General features: G+C 72.0%; 18 protein-coding genes and 1 pseudogene. 6 read left to right on the top strand and 13 right to left on the bottom strand.

Annotated elements, in window-relative coordinates:
- Nucleotides 1-150: 150 nt before the first annotated feature.
- The 6 genes from AB0B68_RS02205 to AB0B68_RS02180 all read right to left on the bottom strand — a co-directional run bounded on the left by AB0B68_RS02205 (nt 151) and on the right by AB0B68_RS02180 (nt 5,651).
- Nucleotides 151-1,659, bottom strand: coding sequence for an NADH-quinone oxidoreductase subunit M (locus AB0B68_RS02205; protein ID WP_357257469.1), 1,509 nt, complete (start codon nt 1,657-1,659; stop codon nt 151-153).
- Nucleotides 1,656-3,587 (bottom strand): NADH-quinone oxidoreductase subunit L, encoded by a 1,932-nt coding sequence (locus AB0B68_RS02200; RefSeq protein WP_357257468.1) that lies wholly within the window; start codon nt 3,585-3,587, stop codon nt 1,656-1,658. Before AB0B68_RS02200 ends, AB0B68_RS02205 begins: the two co-directional genes overlap by 4 nt.
- The gene (gene nuoK / locus AB0B68_RS02195; RefSeq protein WP_355005688.1) at nt 3,584-3,946 is read right to left on the bottom strand and encodes an NADH-quinone oxidoreductase subunit NuoK; all 363 of its coding nucleotides are present in this window, start codon (nt 3,944-3,946) and stop codon (nt 3,584-3,586) included. Before nuoK ends, AB0B68_RS02200 begins: the two co-directional genes overlap by 4 nt.
- Nucleotides 3,943-4,497, bottom strand: coding sequence for an NADH-quinone oxidoreductase subunit J (locus AB0B68_RS02190; protein WP_357200960.1), 555 nt, complete (start codon nt 4,495-4,497; stop codon nt 3,943-3,945). Before AB0B68_RS02190 ends, nuoK begins: the two co-directional genes overlap by 4 nt.
- Nucleotides 4,498-4,522: 25 nt before the next feature.
- Nucleotides 4,523-5,128, bottom strand: coding sequence for an NADH-quinone oxidoreductase subunit I (locus tag AB0B68_RS02185; protein ID WP_357257466.1), 606 nt, complete (start codon nt 5,126-5,128; stop codon nt 4,523-4,525).
- 94 nt (nt 5,129-5,222) lie between these two features.
- Entirely contained in the window at nt 5,223-5,651 is a 429-nt protein-coding gene (locus tag AB0B68_RS02180; RefSeq protein ID WP_355005691.1) for an ester cyclase, read from the bottom strand.
- A gap of 81 nt (nt 5,652-5,732) precedes the next feature.
- On the opposite strand from AB0B68_RS02180, the gene AB0B68_RS02175 reads away from it, so the two are divergent.
- Complete coding sequence (locus AB0B68_RS02175) at nt 5,733-6,752, top strand: glutathione S-transferase C-terminal domain-containing protein (RefSeq protein WP_357200967.1); 1,020 nt, start codon at nt 5,733-5,735, stop codon at nt 6,750-6,752.
- Nucleotides 6,753-7,057: 305 nt separating this feature from the next.
- On the opposite strand, the gene AB0B68_RS02170 is transcribed toward AB0B68_RS02175, so the two are convergent.
- Both AB0B68_RS02170 and AB0B68_RS02165 read right to left on the bottom strand, forming a co-directional pair.
- Nucleotides 7,058-8,020 (bottom strand): complex I subunit 1 family protein, encoded by a 963-nt coding sequence (locus AB0B68_RS02170; protein ID WP_355005693.1) that lies wholly within the window; start codon nt 8,018-8,020, stop codon nt 7,058-7,060.
- Nucleotides 8,021-8,442: 422 nt separating this feature from the next.
- Nucleotides 8,443-9,021: pseudogene (locus AB0B68_RS02165) on the bottom strand (NADH-quinone oxidoreductase subunit C); the annotation flags it as partial.
- Between the two features lie 105 nt (nt 9,022-9,126).
- Between AB0B68_RS02165 and AB0B68_RS02160 the strand changes: the two are divergent.
- Nucleotides 9,127-10,173 (top strand): glucose 1-dehydrogenase, encoded by a 1,047-nt coding sequence (locus AB0B68_RS02160; protein ID WP_357257464.1) that lies wholly within the window; start codon nt 9,127-9,129, stop codon nt 10,171-10,173.
- A 16-nt stretch (nt 10,174-10,189) separates the two neighbouring features.
- Here the strand turns inward: AB0B68_RS02160 and AB0B68_RS02155 are convergent, their stop codons facing one another.
- On the bottom strand, nt 10,190-11,506 hold the full coding sequence (locus AB0B68_RS02155; RefSeq protein ID WP_357200974.1) for a DUF2252 domain-containing protein: 1,317 nt from the start codon (nt 11,504-11,506) through the stop codon (nt 10,190-10,192).
- A 50-nt stretch (nt 11,507-11,556) separates the two neighbouring features.
- A complete protein-coding gene (locus tag AB0B68_RS02150) occupies nt 11,557-12,138 on the bottom strand; it encodes an NADH-quinone oxidoreductase subunit B family protein (protein WP_355005696.1) in 582 nt (193 codons plus the stop codon).
- A gap of 195 nt (nt 12,139-12,333) precedes the next feature.
- Here AB0B68_RS02150 and AB0B68_RS02145 point away from each other — a divergent pair, with 195 nt between their 5' ends.
- The 3 genes from AB0B68_RS02145 to AB0B68_RS02135 all read left to right on the top strand — a co-directional run bounded on the left by AB0B68_RS02145 (nt 12,334) and on the right by AB0B68_RS02135 (nt 14,945).
- A complete protein-coding gene (locus AB0B68_RS02145) occupies nt 12,334-12,894 on the top strand; it encodes a SigE family RNA polymerase sigma factor (protein WP_357200977.1) in 561 nt (186 codons plus the stop codon).
- Nucleotides 12,887-14,098, top strand: coding sequence for a hypothetical protein (locus tag AB0B68_RS02140; protein ID WP_357257462.1), 1,212 nt, complete (start codon nt 12,887-12,889; stop codon nt 14,096-14,098). The genes AB0B68_RS02145 and AB0B68_RS02140 overlap by 8 nt, the downstream gene beginning before the upstream one ends.
- Before the next feature lie 289 nt (nt 14,099-14,387).
- The gene (locus AB0B68_RS02135; RefSeq protein ID WP_357257460.1) at nt 14,388-14,945 is read left to right on the top strand and encodes a SigE family RNA polymerase sigma factor; all 558 of its coding nucleotides are present in this window, start codon (nt 14,388-14,390) and stop codon (nt 14,943-14,945) included.
- A gap of 58 nt (nt 14,946-15,003) precedes the next feature.
- Here AB0B68_RS02135 and AB0B68_RS02130 read toward each other — a convergent pair whose 3' ends face one another.
- From AB0B68_RS02130 to AB0B68_RS02120, 3 genes are read right to left on the bottom strand one after another with little or no spacing between them, the layout of a single operon-like run.
- Nucleotides 15,004-16,512 carry an aminotransferase class V-fold PLP-dependent enzyme gene (locus AB0B68_RS02130; RefSeq protein ID WP_357257458.1) on the bottom strand — a complete coding sequence of 503 codons (1,509 nt, stop codon included), beginning with the start codon at nt 16,510-16,512 and terminating at the stop codon, nt 15,004-15,006.
- Nucleotides 16,509-17,909, bottom strand: a complete 1,401-nt coding sequence (locus AB0B68_RS02125; protein WP_357257456.1) for an MFS transporter — start codon at nt 17,907-17,909, stop codon at nt 16,509-16,511. The genes AB0B68_RS02130 and AB0B68_RS02125 overlap by 4 nt, the downstream gene beginning before the upstream one ends.
- Nucleotides 17,910-17,941: 32 nt before the next feature.
- Nucleotides 17,942-18,256 (bottom strand): MGMT family protein, encoded by a 315-nt coding sequence (locus AB0B68_RS02120; protein ID WP_357232824.1) that lies wholly within the window; start codon nt 18,254-18,256, stop codon nt 17,942-17,944.
- 13 nt (nt 18,257-18,269) lie between these two features.
- On the opposite strand from AB0B68_RS02120, the gene proB reads away from it, so the two are divergent.
- Nucleotides 18,270-19,427 carry a glutamate 5-kinase gene (gene proB, locus AB0B68_RS02115; protein ID WP_357200772.1) on the top strand — a complete coding sequence of 386 codons (1,158 nt, stop codon included), beginning with the start codon at nt 18,270-18,272 and terminating at the stop codon, nt 19,425-19,427.
- Nucleotides 19,428-19,429: the final 2 nt, after the last annotated feature.

Below are 19,429 nucleotides of genomic sequence, written 5' to 3'. Positions count from 1 at the left end.
TGCGGGGCTCCGCTCCGCTGCACTCCTCGCGCTCACCAGAGCTCGCCTTCGTTCGCGACTGCGGGGCTCCGCTCCGCTGCACTCCTCGCGCTCACCAGAGCTCGCCTTCGTTCACGACTGCGGGGCTCCGCTCCGCTGCACTCCTCGCGCTCACCGGGAGACCACCCCGATCAGGGCGTCGACGGGAGCCTCGGCGACGCCGAGGACCAGCGTGGGTGCCAGCCCGATGGCCAACGCGAGCAGCACCAGCGGCACCCAGGCGGTCAACTCCGCACCGGCCAGGCCGGGGTTGACCCGACCGACGGCGGGGCTCGGCCGATTGTGGGTGACCTGGCGCAGCAACCGCAGGAAGTACGCGGCGGTGAGCGCCCCACCGACCGCCGCCAGCACCCCGAGGGTGGTCCAGAGCGGACCGCCCACCTGCACGGCGGCGATCACCGCGAACGCCTCGCCCCAGAAACCGGCCAGGCCGGGCAGGCCCAGCGACGCGATCGCCGCGAACGCGAGCAGACCCGCCAACCGGGGCGAGGTCTCCCGCAGCCCGGACAGCTCGGTGAGGGTGCCCGTGCCGGTACGGTCCTTCACCGCCCCGGCCAGGAAGAACAGCAGGCCGGTGATCACCCCGTGCGCGACGTTGCCGATCAACGCCGCCTGGATGCCGGTGGCGGTCAGCGTGGCGACGCCCAACAGCACGAAGCCCATGTGCCCCACGCTGGAGTACGCGATGAGCCGCTTCACGTCCGACTGGGCCAGGCAGACCAGCGAACCGATCAGGATCGCGGCGACGGCGAGCACGCCGAGCACCGGCGCTGCCCAACGGGCTCCCTCCGGTGCCACCCCCACCGCGACCCTGATCAGGCCGTACGTGCCCATCTTGAGCAGCACACCGGCCAACACGACACTGCCCACGGTGGGTGCCTGGGTGTGCGCGTCGGGCAGCCAGGAGTGCAACGGCCACAGCGGGCTCTTCACCGCGAACGCCAACGCGAGCAGAGTGAACGCGGCCAACTGGGTGCCCCGGGACATCCCCGCGCCACCGGTCAGCGTCACCAGGTCGGCGGTGCCGGCGGCGGCGACCACGACGTACACGCCGACCAGCAGCAACACCGAGCCGAACAGCGTGTAAAGGGCGAACTTCCGGGCCGCCCGACGCCGGGCCGCGCCACCCCAGCCGGCGATGATCGCGTACATCGGCAGCAGGACGACCTCGAAGAAGAGGAAGAACAACACCAGGTCCAGGGCGAGGAAGGTGCCCAGGATGCCCACCTCGACCACCAGCAGCAGCGCGACGAGTGCCCGGCCGCTGCCGCCGTCCGGAACCCGCCACATCGTGTACGCGCAGCAGAGCAACGTGAGCAGCGCGGTCAACACCACCAGCGGCCAGGAGATGCCGTCGACGCCGAGGTGGAAGCGCAACTCCAGACCGGGCACCCAGGGCAGGTCCAGTTGGTGCCACGGGCGCACCGCCGGCTCGTCCGTCGACCAGGCGACCCAGCCCCGACCGCCGAACACGAGCGGCACCGCTGCCAGCAGGGTCAACGCCGCCGCGACAGTGCCGACCAGCCGGGCCGCCCGGTCCCGGGGCGTCGCCGCCACCGCGACCGCACCCAGCGCCGGCACCGCCAGCACCGCGACCAGCAACCCCTGCCCCAACATCATCGGTTAACTCCAACCAGGGCGGCGGCCAGGCCGATCAGCAGAGCACCGGCCAGTACGCCGGCGGCGGCCCGGGGCAGCGCCGCGCGGTGCAGCGCGGCCAGCCCCGCGCCCAGACCGGAAGCGGCTCGCCCACTGCCCTCGACCGCGCCGTCCACCACCACCTCGTCACCCGTGCGCGCGGCGCGGGCCAGCGCGCGGACGGGACGTACCACGAGGGTGCGCTGGACGTCGTCGAGCCGGAACGCGCGGGCGAAGACCGGCCGCAGCAGACCCAGCGCGGCGGCCGGGTCGGCGGCCGGGTCGCGCCGCCAGCCCAGCGTCACCAGCGCGGCGCCGAACAGCAGGAACGCGAGCGGCAGCAGCACCCCCGGCCCCAGGTGGACCAGGCCGTCCTCGGAGCCCGCCACCGGGACGGTGGGGAACCGCAGGCGGTCGGCGAAGGCCCCGACGAACCCGACCAGACCGAGCAGCGCAGCCGGCACGGCCAGCAGCAGCACCGGCCAGCGGAGGACGGCCGGCGGGTCGTGCGGCTGAACCAGGGGCAGGCGCGGGGCGCCGAAGAAGGCGCGCAACAGCAGCCGACCCGCGTACCAGGCGGTGACCGCCACGCCGATCAGCCCGGCGATCCAGACGATCCAGCCCACCCAGGACGGGGCCGGCCCGGTGCCCTCCAGCGCGGCCGACTCGGCGACCGACAGTACGCCGTCCTTGCTCCAGAAACCGGCCAACGGCGGCACCCCGGCCAACGCGCCAAGGCCCACCACAGTGCACCAGAACGTCACCGGCATGCTGCGCCGCAGCCCGCCCATCTCCGACATCAGCGTGGTGCCGACGGCGTGGATCACGGCACCGGCGGCGAGGAACAGCAGCGCCTTGAAGGCGGCGTGGGTGAGCAGGTGGAACAGTGCGGCCGACGGTGAACCGACCGCCAGCGCGCCGGTCATGTAACCCAACTGGGACACCGTCGACCAGGCCAGCACGCGTTTGATGTCGTCCTGGGCGGTGGCCGCGAGCGCGCCGAGCAGCAGCGTGATCGCGCCGAGCACCCCCAGCACCGTCAGCGTCACCGGCGCGGCCGTGAACAGCGGGTAGAGCCGGGCCACCGCGTACACACCGGCGGCGACCATCGTCGCCGCGTGGATCAACGCGGAGATCGGGGTCGGGCCGGCCATCGCGTCCGGCAACCAGGTGTGCAGCGGGAACTGCGCGCTCTTGCCGGCCACCCCGGCGAGCAGCAGCAGGCCGGCAGCGGTCAACGTCGCGCCGGAATGGTCGTGGGCGAGCACGTCGGCGATCCGGAAGCTGCCCGTCGACACACCCAGCAGCGCGATGCCGAGCAGGAACCCGACGTCACCGACCCGGGTCACCAGGAACGCCTTCATGGCGGCGGCGGGGGCGCCGGCCAGTCGGCGGTCGTGGGCGATGAGCAGGTACGAGCAGAGGCCCATCACCTCCCAGCCGACCAACAGCATGATCAGGTCGCCGGCGACCACCACCAGCAGCATGGCACCGGTGAAGAGGCTGATCTGGGCGGCGTAGGGCGGGTAGCGGTGGTCCACGTCGACGTCGTCGTGGGGACCGCGCCGCAGGTAGCCGATCGAGTAGACCTGCACGGCGAGGGCGACAGCGGTGACCGCCACCGCGACCAGCGCGGCGGCGCCGTCCAGCCGTACGCCGAGGGTCACCGCCAGCCCGCCGAAGTCGACCCAGGTGGCCGACGTCTCCGTCGGCCCGTCCACGGTGAACAGCAGAGCGACGGCCAACGCCAGCGCGCCGGCCGCACCGGTGACGCCGAGCGTCACGGCGGCCGAGCGGGCCCGGTCGCCGCCGGTCGCGCTGTCGCGTCGAGGGGCCGGTGGCAGCAGCAGACCGAGCAGCCCGGCGACCAGCGGTACGGCGGGCAGCAGCGCCCCGAGCAGCCCGGTCACCGGCCAACCTCCGAGTCCGCGACGACCGGCTCACGCCCGGCGGAGGGATCCGGCGACTCGGTGAGCGGCACGTCATCCACCGCGACGGTCGCCCGCAACCGGTAGAGCTGAAGGACGATCGCCAGCCCCACCCCGATCTCGGCGGCGGCGAGGACGATGACGAACAGCGCGAAGACCTGCCCCGAGTGCGGGAGCACGGCGCGGGCCGTGGTGTCCGCGGTGACCAGGATCAGGTTGACAGCGTTGAGCATCAACTCGACCGACATCAGCACCAGCACCGCGTTGCGGCGGCGCAGTACGCCGTACACGCCGAGGCCGAACAGCAGCGCGGCGGTGACGTACGGGATGACCGGCCTCACCGGCGCCCCCCGGGCTCGCTGTCGACCAGGTCGCCTGCGTCGCGTTGCGGGGCGGCACGGCCGATGTCCGGCCGGGACAGCACGATCGCGCCCACCAGCGCGGAGAGCAGCAGCACCGACAGCACCTCGAACGGCAGCACCCAGGACTGGAAGATCTGCTCGCCCAGCCGCTCGGCGGTGCCGGCGTCAGGCAACGTGACTGTGCTCCACCGGTACGCGTCGACCAGCAGCGCGGTCAGCCCCAGCCCGGCGCCGCCACCGATCAGCGCGGCCGGCCAGCCCGGCCGGTCCAGGTCGTCGGAAGCGCCGATCGGGGCTCGGGTCAGCATCACCGCGAACAGCAGCAGGACCACCACCGCGCCCACGTAGATCAGCACCTGCACCCAGGCCACCAGCTCGGCGCTGAGCACCAGGAAGTCACCGGCCAACGCACCCAGGCACACCACCAGGTAGAGCCCGGCCCGGACCAGGTGTTTCGTGGTCACCACCAGCACACCGGCGCCGACCGCCACCGCGCCGAGGGCGAGCAGCAGGACATCCGCGCCGGTCACCGGAGCGCCCTTCCGGCCCGGGCGCTCACGACGCCGGGTCCTGGTCGGCGTCGGAGCGTACCGCCGGCGAAGCGGGACGTGCGGCGGCCGCCTTGCGCGCGGCGGAGGTCTCCTCCTTGGCCGGCTCGCCGTTCGGGTCGTGCGCGGGCGGCGGCGGAACGGTGGCCATCCACTGACCGAGGTGGTCCTTGTCGTGCAGCAGGTCCTTGATGTCGTACTCGGCGTACTCGAACTCGGGCGACCAGTAGAGCGCGTCGAACGGGCAGACCTCGATGCAGATGCCGCAGTACATGCAGAGCGAGAAGTCGATGTCGAACTTGTCGAGCACGTTGCGCTGGCGGGGGCGGGCGGCGCCGGGCACCACCACCTCCTCCTTGTGCGAGTCGATGTAGATGCACCAGTCCGGACACTCCCGGGCGCAGAGCATGCAGACCGTGCAGTTCTCCTCCGACAACGCGATCACGCCACGCGAACGGGGCGGCAGCTCAGGGGCCACATCGGGGTACTGCTGAGTGGTCGACCGGCTGGTCATCGTCTTGAGGGTGACCGCCAGCCCCTTCACCAGGCCCGCGCCGGGGAGGCCGCGCTCGCTGGTGTCGCCGCGCTCGCTGGGGTCGCTCATGTCGACCATCCTGCCCTGTGGCCACTGCGCGCGCGACCACCACCCACAGGTCGACGACCTCAGGGCTCACCCGAGGAGCACGGTCACCTGCGGAACAGCCGGATCACGCCCCGGGTCCGCCGACGACAGCCGGTGGGAGCATCTCGACACCGAGTTGTTGCAACAACTGGAACAACTCGTTGCAGCTCCACACCTCGACGATCCGGCCCGCGGTGTCGAAGCGCAGGAACGTCGCCCCCGAGTAGCTGACCACCTGCCCGGTCGGCGGCACCGGCCCGAACTGCCCGGCGTGGGTGCCCGCGGCCCGCCAGTGCACCGCGACCCGCTCGCCGGCCGCGACCACGTCGACAATCTTGTAGCGGAGGTCCGGGAAGGCCGCCCGACGCTCGCGGTGCCAGGCCAACGTCGCCTCCGGCCCGGTGCCGCCCAGCCCCGGGCACTCCTCGGCGACCAGCTCGTACGCCGACTCCTCCTGGCGGGCATTCCACACATCGGCGATGAACCGCCGGGCCGCCGCCTCCACATCCGTCATGCCGGCAGGGTATCCGGACCACTGTGCGCCGTAGATCCGCGAGGATTGGGTAGAGACAACAGACCAGACCGGGAGGGCGACGTGGGCGAGGAAAAAGGCGGCAAGTACGTCGAGCCGGGCGGCGAGTTCACCCGCGACCAGCGGTACATCGCCACCCGGATCACCGAGGACGGGCGCGACGGATACCCGGTCGAGCCCGGCCGGTACCGGCTGGCGGTCAGCCGGGCCTGCCCGTGGGCCAACCGGCTGATCATCGTGCGGCGGTTGCTCGGCCTGGAGGACGCCCTCTCGATGGCGGTGGCCGGCCCGACCCACGACGCCCGGAGCTGGACCTTCGACCTCGACCCCGACGGCCGGGACCCGGTACTCGGCATCGAGCGCATCCAGGAGGCGTACTTCAAGCGCTTCCCCGGCTACGAACGCGGCATCACAGTGCCGGCGATCGTCGACGTGCCAACCGGGCAGGTGGTGACCAACGACTACGCGCAGATGAGCCTGGACCTGTCCACGCAGTGGAGGGCGTACCACCGCGAGGGCGCACCGCAGCTCTACCCCGAGCACCTGCGGGAGCAGATCGACGAGGTCAACGCCGTGGTGTTCCGGGACGTCAACAACGGCGTCTACCGGTGCGGGTTCGCTGGCAACCAGGAGGCGTACGACAAGGCGTACCACCAGCTCTTCGACCGGCTGGACTGGCTCACCGAGCGGTTGACCGACCAGCGCTACCTGGTCGGCGACACCATCACCGAGGCCGACGTGCGGCTGTTCACCACGCTGGTCCGCTTCGACCCGGTCTACCACGGCCACTTCAAGTGCAACCGGCAGAAGCTCAGCGAGATGCCGGTGCTGTGGGCGTACGCCCGGGACCTGTTCCAGACTCCCGGTTTCGGCGACACCATCGACTTCGACCACATCAAGCGGCACTACTACGAGGTGCACCGCGACATCAACCCGACCGGGATCGTGCCGCTCGGCCCGGACCTGTCCAACTGGCTCACCCCACACGGTCGGGAAGCGCTGGGCGGCCGCCCCTTCGGCGACGGCACCCCACCCCCACCCCCGGTCGAGCCCGTTAACCCCGCCCACACCCCGCTGCCCTAAACAGCAACCCTCGCCCCCGCCCCGCGCCCCGCGCCCGCCCGCCCGCGCGCCCGCCGCGCCCGCCGCGCCCGCCCCGCCTGCGCCGCCGATCTTGCAGTTTCGGTTGCCGGTTCGAGCAATTTGCCCCTTCTGTCGGCACAGTAAGTGCAAGATCGCGGGTCGATGACCTCTCGACCCTGTCGATCATGGAGTTGTGGTGCCTGGACTACTCCTGTACGGGTGCTTTGTCACCCACCACAACTCCATGATCGACGCAGCAGGTGCGGCGGGGCCGCGTGGCCGGGGTGAGGCCGGGCGGGGTGGGGTTACAGCGCTATGCGGACGGCTGCGGTCAGGACCAGTTGCGCCAGCGCGGCCGGGACCAGGACCAGCCAGCAGAGGCGTTGGAGTTGGTCCTCGCGTAGGCGTGGGTAGGAAACCCGGAGCCAGATGATCACGAAGGAGACCGCGAAGATCTTGAGCAGCGTCCAGAGCCAGCCCAACTGGTCGTCGGCGAACGGGCCCTGCCAACCACCCAGGAACAGCACAGTGGTCAGCGCGGCGATGACCACGATGCCGACGTACTCGGCGAGCAGGAAGAACGCGAACCGCAGACCGGTGTACTCGGTCATGTAGCCGAAGACCAGCTCCGAGTCGGCCACCGGCATGTCGAACGGTGGTCGACGGATCTCGGCCAGCCCGGCGACGAAAAAGATGATCATCGCGGGTGCCTGCCAGAGCAGCCACCACGGCTGCCACGCCTCGACGATGCCCGACAGGCTGAGCGTGCCGGCTGCCATCGCCACCGACGCGGCGGCCAGCACCAGCGGCAGCTCGTAACCGAGCAGCTGGGCCGCCCCGCGCAACCCGCCCAGCAGGCTGTACTTGTTGGCCGACGCCCACGCCGACATCAGCACCGCCACCACCCCGACGCCGACCACGGCCAGCACGAAGAAGAGGCCGATGTCCAATGGTTGCCCGACCAGGTCGTTCGGACCGAGCGGAATGACGAGCAACACCAGCAGGTAGGGCACCAGGGCCACCGCCGGCGCCAACCGGAACACCGCCCGGTCCGCCTCGCGCGGGGTGATGTCCTCCTTCTGCACGAACTTGACCCCGTCGGCCACGAGCTGCGCCCAGCCGTGAAAGCCGCCCGCGTACATCGGGCCGAGCCGACCCTGCATGTGCGCCATCACCTTGTGCTCGGCCTGGCCGACAAGCAACGGCAGGGTGAGGAAAGCGACCACCACGCCGCCGATCCGGAGCACCAACTCCACCCAGAGCGGCATCAGGCCGTACCCCCGTCGTGGTCGCTCCGGCCATCGCGGCCCGGCGGGTCCGCGACCGGCTCGCCACCCGACGCGGCCGAGCCCTCGCCGGGCTTGTCCGATGCGGCCGCGCCGGACGCGACGTGGCCGATCTCGTCGACGCCGGGCACGTGCTCGGTGGCCGGCCCGTCGGGCACGGGCTTGTCAGGTGTGGCCGCGCCGGGCACGGCCGCGGCAGTCGGGCCGGTGCCAGGTTGGTCAGGTGCGGCCGGGCCTGCGTCGGGCGCGGGCTGGTCGGCAGGGATCGGGCCGTCGGTGGTGCCGACCGGTCGGGGAGTACGCGCCGGGCGGGCCCCCGGGGCGGGCCGCGCCGGACGCTCACGGGCCGGTCTGGCGGGGGTGCCGCCACGCGGGCCCTCCCCCACTCCACCGGCGCCGGCCGGGGTGGGCGTGGGCCCCCACTCGCCCGGAGCGGGTACGCCCGGCGGGCGGATCGGTCGACGCCCGCCGCCAGCCTCGGACTCGCCCGGCTCCTTCGCACCCGGCCAGGGCTTTGCCACCCGGGAAGCCAGCACGAACTCCTTGCGCAACGGGTGACCCTCGAACTCTGGCGGAAGCAGCAGCGGCAGCAGCTCTTCATGCCCGGCGAAATCGATGCCGAACATCTCGTGCGTCTCCCGCTCGTGCCAGGCGGCTCCGGGGTAGACGTCGACCACCGAGGCGACAGTAGGCGCGCTTCTCGGCAACCGGGTACGCAGCAGCACGCCGTGCCGCAGTCGCGTCGACCAGAGGTGCGCCACCACGTCGAAGCCCTCGCCCAACTCGTCGACCGCGGAGAGCCAGTCGAAGAAGTCACAGGCCAGCTCGGCGTCGTCACGGGCGGCCGAAACCGCTGTGAGCCAACTCGTGGGTGGCACGTCGATGGTGGCCCGGGCGAAACGTTGCCCGCCGGAGACCGACGGCGTCGCCTCAGCCGGCGCGAGCAGCGCGACCAGTCGAGCGCCGACCTCTTCGGGAGTCATGCCGCTGATCCTAGTGCCGGCCGAGGCCGCACCTGGCCGCCGCCGATGCCCGGCGATCTGCCAGCTTTGGGCGCGGCGTGCGCCTGGGCGGGGAAAGATGAGGACGTGCGCGCTGTGACGGTAAGACCTGGGGTCGCCAACTCGCTGAGCCTCGTCGACGATCAGCCGGAGCCGGCTGCCGAGGAGGGCTCTGTCCTGGTCGAGGCGCTGGCGGTGGGGATCTGCGGCACCGACCACGAGATCATCGCCGGGGAGTACGGCGAGGCGCCGCCGGGTGCCGACCGCCTGGTCATCGGGCACGAGTCACTGGGCCGGGTGATCGAGGACTCCAGCGGCACCCTGCAACCCGGTGACCTGGTGGCCGGAATCGTCAGGTACCCCGACCCGGTGCCCTGCCCGAACTGCGCGGTCGGCGAGTGGGACATGTGCCGTAACGGTCAGTACACCGAACATGGCATCAAGGCGCTGGCCGGGTTCGCCCGGGACCGCTGGCGGGTGGAACCGCGGTTCGCTGTCGCGCTCGACCCGACGCTGGCCCAGGTGGGGGTGCTGCTGGAGCCGACAAGTGTGGTGGCGAAGGCCTGGGACCACATCGAGCGGATCGGGCACCGCGCCGAGTGGCAGCCGCAGACCGTGCTGGTGACCGGGGCCGGGCCGATCGGTCTGCTGGCCGCGTTGCTCGGCACCCAGCGTGGGCTCACCGTCCACGTACTGGACCGCAACACCGAGGGGCCGAAGCCGGAGCTGGTCGCCGGGCTGGGCGCCACCTACCACACGGTGCCGGTCAACGACCTGCCCTTCGAGCCGGACGTGGTGATCGAGTGCACCGGCGCTCCCACGGTGGTCCTCGACGTCATGTGCAAGGCCGCCCCCACCGGGATCGTCTGCCTGGCCGGGGTGTCCAGTGGTGGCCGGAGCATCGACTTCGACGCCGGGGCGCTGAACCGGGCGCTGGTGCTGGAGAACAACGTGGTGTTCGGCTCGGTGAACGCCAACCGACGACACTGGACCATGGCCGCGCAGGCGCTGGCCCGCGCCGACCAGGTCTGGCTCGAGTCGCTGATCACGCGGCGGGTGCCGGTGAACCGGTACGCCGACGCGTACACCCCCGGGCCGGACGACATCAAGGTGGTGCTGGAGTTCGCGTCCTGAGCGACGCCGCGCCCGATCAGATGCCCGGCAGTCGACCGTTGCGGAACAGGTCGACGAAGAGCTGGTGGTCCTGGCGGGCGCGCACCCCGTACGCGTGCGCGAAGTCCACCAGGTGGGCGACGAATCCCGACTCGTCGGCGTCCACCGCCGCGACGATCGCCTCCTCGGTGGAGTAGTCCACCAGGTCGTGACTGGATTCGTCGTCGGCGACCGAGTGCATCCGGGCCACCGCCCGACCGAGGTCGACGAGAACGCCGGTCAGTTCCTCCGGCTCGTTCACGTCCGACCAGTCCAGGTCGGCGGCGTAGGGGGAGACCTCGGCGACCAGCTGACCGGCCCCGTTCAGCTCGGTGAAGCCCAGCCACGGGTCGGCGTGCGCCTGCAACGCCCGCTGCGACTCGGCGGTCCGGTGCCCCTGGTGCTGGAAGTAGCCACGGACCGACTCGTCGGTGACGTACCGCGCCACGGCCGGCACCTGCGCCTGCTTCATGTAGATGACGACGTCGTTCTCCAGCGCCTGGGTGTGCCCCTCCAGCAGCAGGTTGTACGACGGCAGTCCGGCCGAGCCGATGCCCACCCCCTTGCGCAGCACCACGTCCTTGATCCGCGCTGCCACCGGGCGCAGCTGCGTCGAGGCGTTTGGCAGGGTGCCCAGGTAATCCTGGAAGGCGGCGCTGACCAGGTCCCGGGTGGCGTCGTCGATCTCGAAGACGCCGTCGCCGATGGAGAAACGTCGCTCGTAGTTATCGATGGTGGTCTGCGCGGCCAGCAGGTCCACGCGGGTGTTGAGCCGGGCCTGTTGGAGCACCCGGCGTAGCACCCCGTCGGCGTTGTCCAGGGTGATCGAACCGATCGCGTCGTCACCGCCGGCGGCGATGGCCCGCAGCTCGGTCAGGTACGACCGGGCGAACCCGGCAACCAGCTCCCCGATCGCCGTGTCGGAGAGCGCCTTGCCGTAGCCGAGCAGTGCCACGCTGGCCGCGAGCCGTCGCAGGTCCCAGGTGAACGGCCCGACGTACGCCTCGTCGAAGTCGTTGACGTTGAACACGAGCTGCCCGGAGGCGTTCATGTAGGTGCCGAAGTTCTCCGCGTGCAGGTCACCGTGGATCCACACCCGGCTGGTCTGCTCGTCGGAGAACCGGTCGTCGGCGAAGTCGCCGAGCTGGTCGGCGTAGAACAGCGCGGCGCTGCCCCGGTAGAAGGCGAACGGCGACGCCGCCATCTTGCGGAACTTGCGGCGGAAGGCGGCCGGGTCGATAGCCATCGACGCGCCGAACTCCTCGGTGAGCACGTCGACGATGTGGGCGGAGCGCTGGTCCCCTGAGCTGCTCATAGTCCGCAGGCTAGTGCGGCGGGTCCACAACGGGGTGGCGACGCACGCTGTCAGGTCGCGGCTGGTGGGCGTACCGGCGGGGCGGTGAGCGAGTCGACCGAGCGGGGTGCGGCGGCCTCGCGGGGCGGGGCGTCCAGCGGCGCGGCCAGCACGTCCCGTTGCGGCACACCTCCGATGCCGGACTGCTCGGCGGCGATCTTCTCCTGCAGGCGCAGGATGCCGTGCAGCAACGCCTCCGGCCGGGGCGGGCAGCCGGGCACGTACACGTCGACCGGGATGAGCTGGTCGACGCCCTTGGTCACCGAATACGAATCCCAGTAGGGGCCGCCGCAGTTGGAGCAGGCGCCGAACGAGATGACGTACTTCGGCTCGGGCATCTGGTCGTACAGGCGCTTGATCGCCGGGGCCATCTTGTCGGTCACCGTGCCGGAGACCACCATCAGGTCGGCCTGGCGGGGGCCGTGGGCGAACGGGATCACGCCGAGTCGGATGAAGTCGTGCCGACCCATGCTGGTGGCGATGAACTCGATGGCACAGCAGGCCAGACCGAAGTTGAACACCCAGAGCGAGTAGCGGCGCCCCCAGTTCAGCACGAACCGGATCGGCTCGCCGAGCACTGCCGGCAGCTGCACGACCGCCCCCTCTCCTCACCGACAGTGAATCACAGCCGGCGTCCGTGCGGTCCGGCGGTGATCGGCCCGAGCGGCCCACCAACTGTCCCGGAGCCGACAAGGATCGGCAGCGATTGACGCGCAACCTACCGGTGCGCTCGCTTGTGTGACCGGTGCTGGCGAACGCGATGCCGGCAGTCGCCACGGGGAGGACAAGTGCTTGTGACACGAGATGTGCCGGTGGGTGGGCGCCCACCGGACCCACCGGGAGCCGCGACCTCCGCGCCGGCAGAGCTGGTCTTCGACGACTTCTACCACGCTCACTACCGCAGCCTGGTGGTGCAGCTGACGGCGTACACAGGTGACCGGGGGCAGGCTCAGGACCTGGTTCAGGAGGCGTTCTGTCGGGCGTACGCCCGCTGGGACCGGCTCGCCGGATACCAGGACCCCCTGGCCTGGGTCCGTCGGGTCGCGTGGAATCTCGGACACAACCGCTGGCGGCGGCTGCGGACCGCCCAGCAGTGGGTGCTGCGGCAGCGGGAGACACACGTCGCGGAGCCGAGCCCCGACCGGGTCGCCGTCGACACCGCGTTGGCGAAGTTGCCGCCGAAACAGCGGCGGGCCGTCGTACTGCACTACCTCGCCGACCTGACGGTCGCGGAGATCGCCGCCCAGGAACAGGTCGCCGAAGGGACCGTGAAGTCCTGGCTGCACCGGGGCCGAACCGCGCTCGCCACTCACCTACGCGACACGAATGAGGAGGTGCGGGATGTCTGAGCAGGAGATTCTTGACCTCGCCGAAGAGTTCGCCCGTTACCGCCGTACCGCGCTGGCGGAGGTCGAGGCGCCGGGGCCCGCCGCCGTTCGACGGACCGTACGAGGCCGCGGCCGACGCCGGCTGGCTGCCACCGCCACGACGGCGCTTGCCCTGTTCGGCGGGTCGGCCGTCGGATACGCGGCGTTGAGCGGCCCGGACCATCGGCCCGGTCCGGTCGACCCGACGCCGAGCATCTCGGCGTCACCGACGCCAACGCCGACGCCGACGAGTCCGACCCCCAGCCCTGCCGGGACCAGTGCCGGCCCGACCATCGGGGTGCCGGACGGCCGGTTCAGCCGGGCCCAGCTGCTGGGCGTGCCGGTGACCCTGCCGGCGTGGCGGGCCGGACGAGGCTGCCCGACGTCGCAGACGCGGCTCACCGGCGACGCCCGGGAGGGCGCGAACTGGCTTTTGGCGCTCGACCACGGCGACATCGACGGAGACGGCGCGGTGGAGACCGTGGCTCTCGTGCAGTGCGTGCTCGGCACCCGCGGGCCGATGCAGGTGGTCGCCTTCGACCGCGACGAGGAAGGAAAGGCGACGACTGTCGGCCGGGTGGTCACGACCACCATCGACAAGCCGGAGTGGCTGTTCGCGCTGGACGTCGTGGGCGACGGCACGGTTCGCGTTCAGGTCGGTGACATCGCTCCCGGGGGTGGCTGGAACGCCAGGTGGTCACAACGGCAGTGGCGGGGCTACCGCTGGAAGGGTGACGTCTTCAGCCAGGTCTCCGGGCCGACGAGCTTCGGTCCGAACCCGAACCTGGCGGACGTCTCCGTCACCACCGGTGACCTCGTGCTGAGAACTGCCGACGACGGCTCCCGGACGGGTACGGCCACGGTGCGGATCCGTAACCGGGGCACCGGCCCGGTCGCCCACGTGGTGCTGCGGTTGGGCGTGCCCGCTGTGGTGCGCGCGGACGTCGACGGGTGGGGCACGTGCGCGGGCGTCCACGACAGCGTCGAACCGATCACCTGCCGCCTGGGTCAGCTGGCCGCCGGGGCGGAGATGCGGTTGGACCTGGACTTCCGGGTGCTCGAAGGGATAACGCTGAGCACGAACAAGGCGGACGTGGACGTCCAGCCGATGGACAGCGAACGTGACGTCCTGCCGGACGTCAACAGAGCCGACAACCTGGTTCAGATGACGTTGACCTACGGCTGACGGTCGCCGGCCGCGTCGTACGCCACGGGGGCGTACGACGCGGCCGGCGCTCCGCCCACCACGCGGGCGCTGGCCCCGCGTCCGACCCCGCCTCGCAACTCAGTCCCCCATACGACAGTCGATCCACAGCGTCGGCGGCAACCCCGAGGCCCGTTGCGGGCTTCTACGGGGGTACGGCGCGCCGAGCAGGACCGCCGGCAACGGGGACCACGGAAACGATCCCCGCTGAGCGAGTGGTACGACCGCCTCGGGTACGGGCCCGACGGCGAACGGGGAGGCAGTGACAGTGATGACGGGGACCCGTGCCAACGAGCCACCGGCGGCCATTGCCGCGGAGGCCGGAGAGCGCAGCACGACAGAGAGCTTCGACGACTTCTACCACGCGCACTTTCGCAGCGTGACCAGCCAACTGAGTGCCTACGTCGGCGACCTCTCGCAGGCCCAGGATTTCGCGCAGGAGGCGTTCTGCCGGGCACTGACCCGGTGGGACCAGCTGGCCCGGTACGACGACCCGGTCGCCTGGGTCCGGCAGGTCGCCCTGAACCTCGCCCGGAGCCGTTGGCGGCGGCTCCAAACCGCGCGCAACCACCTGCTCCGGCAACGGCGGGTCGAGGCCACGATGGCCGGGCCGACGCCCGATCGGGTGGCGATCGACGCCGCGCTGGCCCAACTGCCCGCCCACCACCGGCGGGCCGTCATCCTGCGCTACCTCGCCGACCTGCCGGTCAATGAGATAGCGAGTCAGGAGGGGGTGGCCGCGGGCACCATCAAGTCCTGGCTGCACCGCGGCCGGGCAGCGCTGGCGGAACTGCTCGACGAGAGCATCGAGGAGACCGGCAAGGTCTGACATCGACCCGCGGCTACGGGCCCGGCCGGAACTGAAGGCCGGGCCCGTAGCCGCACGGTCAGCTCGGCGCCCAACTGGGGCGTTGCAGCAGACTGACGAATTCCACGAGCAACCGCTCGCGCAGCGCCGATGGCGCGGCGTCGAGCAGTGTGTTCACCAGTGCCATCCGCTCCGGCAGCGGTCCCGCGTCCGACCCCTCCTCGCCACCCAGGCCCAGCCCGGCGGCCAGACCGATGATCAGGTCCGGGGTCAGCGCCTCGGGGGTCAGCGCGCCGACCAGTGCCGCCAGCTCGGCGGGCAGCCGCACCGGGCCGGCGGCCCTGGCTGCGGCCACCGCGGCGGTCAGGTCCGGCCCGAACTCGGCGACCCGGGGCGCGACAGCGGCGGTCACCGTGAGGTGCACGCTGGCGGGCAGGCCGTCGTACGACAGCTGGGGTTGGGTGTGCCAGCCCCGCGCGGTCAGCTCGTCGACCAGGACGAACAGGTCGGGGCCACCGTCGGTGGCGGTGAAGCAGACGACTGTCGACTCCGGCTCGGCCATCAGCCGCAGCCCGTCGACGGCGCGGACCGCGTCGGCCAGCCCGGCTACCGCGTCCCGGGTGAGGGCGGTCAGCCGCAGGTAACCCTCGTCGCCGAGGTGCCGCAACGTGGCGTACGCGGCGGCGATCGGGCCGCCCGAGCGGGTGGACGCGATCACCGGATTGATCATGGTGTAGCCGGGCCAGTCGGCGTACGCGAAGTACTGCGGGGCGCGCAGCGTGGCATCGCGGTGCAGCAGCACCGACACGCCCTTCGGCGCGTACGCGTACTTGTGCAGGTCGACCGAGATGGAGGTGACCCCGGGCACCGCGAAGTCGAACGGCGACACCGGCTCCCCGAGCCGACGCAGGTACGGCAGGGTCCAGCCGCCGAAGCAGGCGTCCACGTGGCAGCGCACCCCGGCCTCGGCCGCGGCGGCCGCGATCTGCGTGACCGGGTCCACCACCCCGTGCGCGTACGACGGCGCGGAGCAGGCGACCAGCACCGTCTCCGGGCGGATCGCGGCGGCCATCGCGGCCGGGTCGGGACGCAGCGTCTCCGGGGAGACGGGCACGACGTCCAGCGCCACCCGCAGGTAGTGCGCCGCCTTGGCGAATGCCGCGTGTGCGCTCGACGGCACCACGATCCGGGGTTCGGAGATCTCCGGGTGGGCGTCCCGGGCGGTCTTGACGGCGAGGATCAGTGACTCGGTGCCGCCGCTGGTGACGCTGCCGACGACGTCCGGGGCGGTGGTGCCGGGGCCGGCGCCCAGCACCCGGCCGGCGGCGCCGACAAGCGCGTTCTCCATGGCCAGCAGGGACGGGAACGCGGTCGGGTCCAACCCGTTGACGTGCGCGCTCTCCCGGTGGGCGGCGGCGGCCAGCTCGTCCAGCCCTGGGACGGCCGGGTCGTAGACGTAGGCGAACAGCCGTCCCCCGTGGGTGGGCGCGTCACCCGCCCGCAGTTTGCGCACCTCTTCCAGAACCTCTTCCGCCGGAACCCCGGTGGCGGAAAGTGCTCCGGCCTCAACCCTGCTCTCGTCGATCATGGGGTAACGGTGCCCTTCTCGTGGCGGTCAACGCTCTCGTCCCCCAGCACAACTCCATGATCGACCAGGTCGCTGTGGGCGGTGAGGGTGTACTGGCGGAGCAGGAGGATCGGCGGGGCGATCAGCAGGGCCGGGATCAGCGTGAAGCCGAGGAGGACGCCCAGCCTCGCCGTGTCGGACTGGGCCGCCGCCGAGCCGGTGTCGGAGGACACGTAGCCGGAGAGCTGGAGCACCAGTCCGTAGATGCCCGGGCCGAGCGCCAAGCCGAAGGTCTCACCGGCGGTCCACAGCCCGGTGAAGACGCCCGCCTGCCGTCGGCCGGTGCGCGCCGTCTCGTGCGCGATGCAGTCCGGCAACATCGCCAATGCGAAGACCTGCTGTCCGGCGTACCCCACGCCGATCAGCGCGACCAGGAGATAGACGGCGACCGCCGGCAGCACCGGCGCGGCGACCAGGGCGAAGGCCCCGACGGCAAGGATCAGCGAGGCGACCACCAGGGCGGTGCGCTTGCCCAGCCGGGCACCGATCCGGCTCCAGACCGGCATCACCAGCAGCGCCGGCCCGACGAAGCAGACGAAGAGCAGGGTCGGCCCGCTCTCCTCGTCGCGCAGGATCTGCCCCGCGAAGTAGTTGACCCCGGCCAGGATCGTCGCCACCCCGGCGGACTGCACCACGAAGCAGATCAGCAGTGCCCGGAACGGACGGTTGGCGCCGGCCACGGCGAGCTGGGCGCGCAGCGTCGGCTCGCTCTCGCCCACGGTGCCGGTCGGCGCGGACCGGGTGCCCAGGAACGCGCCGAGGGCGCCGAGGGCGATCAGCACCGCCACGAACAGGCCCATCCAGCGGTGCCCGGCCACGCCGTCACCACCGGCGCTGACCACCAGCGGCGCGACCGCGCCGGAGACCAGGATGGCCAGCGCCAGCACCGCGATCCGCCAGGTCATCAACCGGGTTCGCTCGGCGTAGTCGCCGGTCAGCTCCGCGGGCATCGCCACGTACGGCACCTGAAAGAAGGCGAACGCGGTGGCGGTGGCGAGGAAGGCGAACGCCACGTACGCCGCAGCGCCCGAGCCGTTACCGAACGGCGCGGCGAAGATCGACGCGAACAGGACGGCGAGCGCGAGGCCGGCGACGAGCAGGTACGGCCGGCGGGCGCCCCACCGCGACCGGGTGCGGTCGGAGATCCGCCCGGCGACCGGGTTGACCAGCACGTCCCAGGCCTTGGGCAACAGCACCAGCAGCGCGGCCAGCCCGGCGGCCACGCCCAGCGTGTCGGTCAGGTACGGCAGAAGCAGCAGACCGGGCACGGTGCCGAACGCTCCGGTCGCCAGGGAGCCGAGCGCGTAGCCGGCGTGCACCCGTCGAGGCAGCGAGCCGGGGCCCGGCGGCGTTTTCATGGGGCCGAACATTACTCACGTTCAGTCGGGGGTCACATCCCCTCATCGGGCGACCAGCCCGCCGCCGCGATGTCCACACCCTCGCCGCGCAGCGGCACCCCCTCGGCCCGCAGTCGGGACCGCGCCTCCCGCTCGTGCCCCGGCGGCAGTCGACCACTCGCGGTCACCACCCGATGCCAGGGCACCGAGCCCCCGTGCCGGGCCATGATGGTGCCGACCAACCGGGCCGAGGCGCGGCCCGAGCGCTCGGACAGCGCGTCCGCCACCGCGCCGTACGACATGACCCGGCCCTCCGGGATCCGCTCGACCAGGTCGAGAACCGCCTCGACGTACTCGTCTGGAGTCACAATCCGCCACGATATGGGAACGCCGCCGGGCGGTGCGGCGGTGACCACGCAGAATGGTCGGGTGCGAGACGCAGTCACGACGGCCCGGCGGGTCGTCGTCAAGATCGGATCCTCCTCGTTGACCACCGCCACCGGCGGGCTGGCCGACGAGCGCGTCGACACGCTGGTCGACACCCTCGGTCGACTCACCGCCGAGGGGCGCGAGGTGGTGCTGGTCTCCTCCGGCGCCATCGCCGCCGGGCTCGCCCCGCTCGGGCTGTCCCGACGCCCGCGCGACCTGGCCACCCAGCAGGCCGCCGCCAGCGTCGGGCAGGGGCTGCTGATCGGCCGGTACGCGGCCAGCTTCGCCCGGCACGGCCGCACCGTCGGGCAGGTGCTGCTCACCGTCGACGACGTGACCCGGCGAGCCCACTACCGCAACGCGTACCGGACGCTGCGCAAGCTGCTCGACCTGCGGGCGGTGCCGATCGTCAACGAGAACGACACGGTGGCCACCCAGGAGATCCGCTTCGGCGACAACGACCGGCTGGCCGCCCTGGTGGCCGCGCTGGTGCACGCCGACCTGCTGGTGCTCCTCTCCGACGTGGACGCGCTCTGGACCGGCGACCCCACCAACCCGCGCTCGACCCGGATCCCCGAGGTGCGCGACGACACGGACCTCGCCGGCATCACCATCGGCGGGACCGGCCGGTCCGGCGTCGGCACCGGTGGCATGGTGACAAAGGTCGAGGCCGCGCGGATCGCCACCGGCTTCGGCATCCCGGTGGTGCTCACCGCCGCCGACCTGGCCACGCCCGCGCTGGCCGGCGAACCGGTCGGCACGCTCTTCCACCCGCAGCGGCAACGCCCAACGGCCCGGTTGTTCTGGCTGGCCCACGCCACCTCACCCCGGGGCCGGCTGCACCTCGACCCGGGCGCGGTCGCCGCCGTCGTCGGGCGGCGCAAGTCGCTGCTCCCGGCCGGCATCACCGCCGTGGACGGCACGTTCACCGCCGGCGACCCGGTGGACCTGGTGGACACCGCGGGCGCGCCGGTCGCCCGAGGGTTGGTCAACTACGACGCGGTGGAGCTACCCGGGCTGCTCGGCCGCTCCACGTCCGAACTCGCCGCGGCGCTCGGCCCGGCGTACGAACGAGAGGTCGTCCACCGCGACGACCTGGTGCTGCTGTAAGC

It is taken from the genome of Micromonospora sp. NPDC049049, from assembly GCF_040649115.1.
Taxonomy (GTDB): domain Bacteria; phylum Actinomycetota; class Actinomycetes; order Mycobacteriales; family Micromonosporaceae; genus Micromonospora.
Note: the sequence above shows the minus strand (reverse complement) of the source record. Positions and strands in the feature narration are given on the sequence as shown.

Bases quoted from the DNA above. Each gene is read 5' to 3' on its own strand.
- AB0B68_RS02125 (WP_357257456.1), bottom strand. From the start codon at position 17,909: ATGAAAACGCCGCCGGGCCCCGGCTCGCTGCCTCGACGGGTGCACGCC.
- AB0B68_RS02130 (WP_357257458.1), bottom strand. From the start codon at position 16,512: ATGATCGACGAGAGCAGGGTTGAGGCCGGAGCACTTTCCGCCACCGGG.
- AB0B68_RS02170 (WP_355005693.1), bottom strand. From the start codon at position 8,020: ATGCCGCTCTGGGTGGAGTTGGTGCTCCGGATCGGCGGCGTGGTGGTC.
- AB0B68_RS02185 (WP_357257466.1), bottom strand. From the start codon at position 5,128: ATGGTCGACATGAGCGACCCCAGCGAGCGCGGCGACACCAGCGAGCGC.
- AB0B68_RS02180 (WP_355005691.1), bottom strand. From the start codon at position 5,651: ATGACGGATGTGGAGGCGGCGGCCCGGCGGTTCATCGCCGATGTGTGG.
- AB0B68_RS02135 (WP_357257460.1), top strand. From the start codon at position 14,388: ATGACGGGGACCCGTGCCAACGAGCCACCGGCGGCCATTGCCGCGGAG.
- AB0B68_RS02155 (WP_357200974.1), bottom strand. From the start codon at position 11,506: ATGAGCAGCTCAGGGGACCAGCGCTCCGCCCACATCGTCGACGTGCTC.
- proB (WP_357200772.1), top strand. From the start codon at position 18,270: ATGGGAACGCCGCCGGGCGGTGCGGCGGTGACCACGCAGAATGGTCGG.
- AB0B68_RS02140 (WP_357257462.1), top strand. From the start codon at position 12,887: ATGTCTGAGCAGGAGATTCTTGACCTCGCCGAAGAGTTCGCCCGTTAC.
- AB0B68_RS02205 (WP_357257469.1), bottom strand. From the start codon at position 1,659: ATGATGTTGGGGCAGGGGTTGCTGGTCGCGGTGCTGGCGGTGCCGGCG.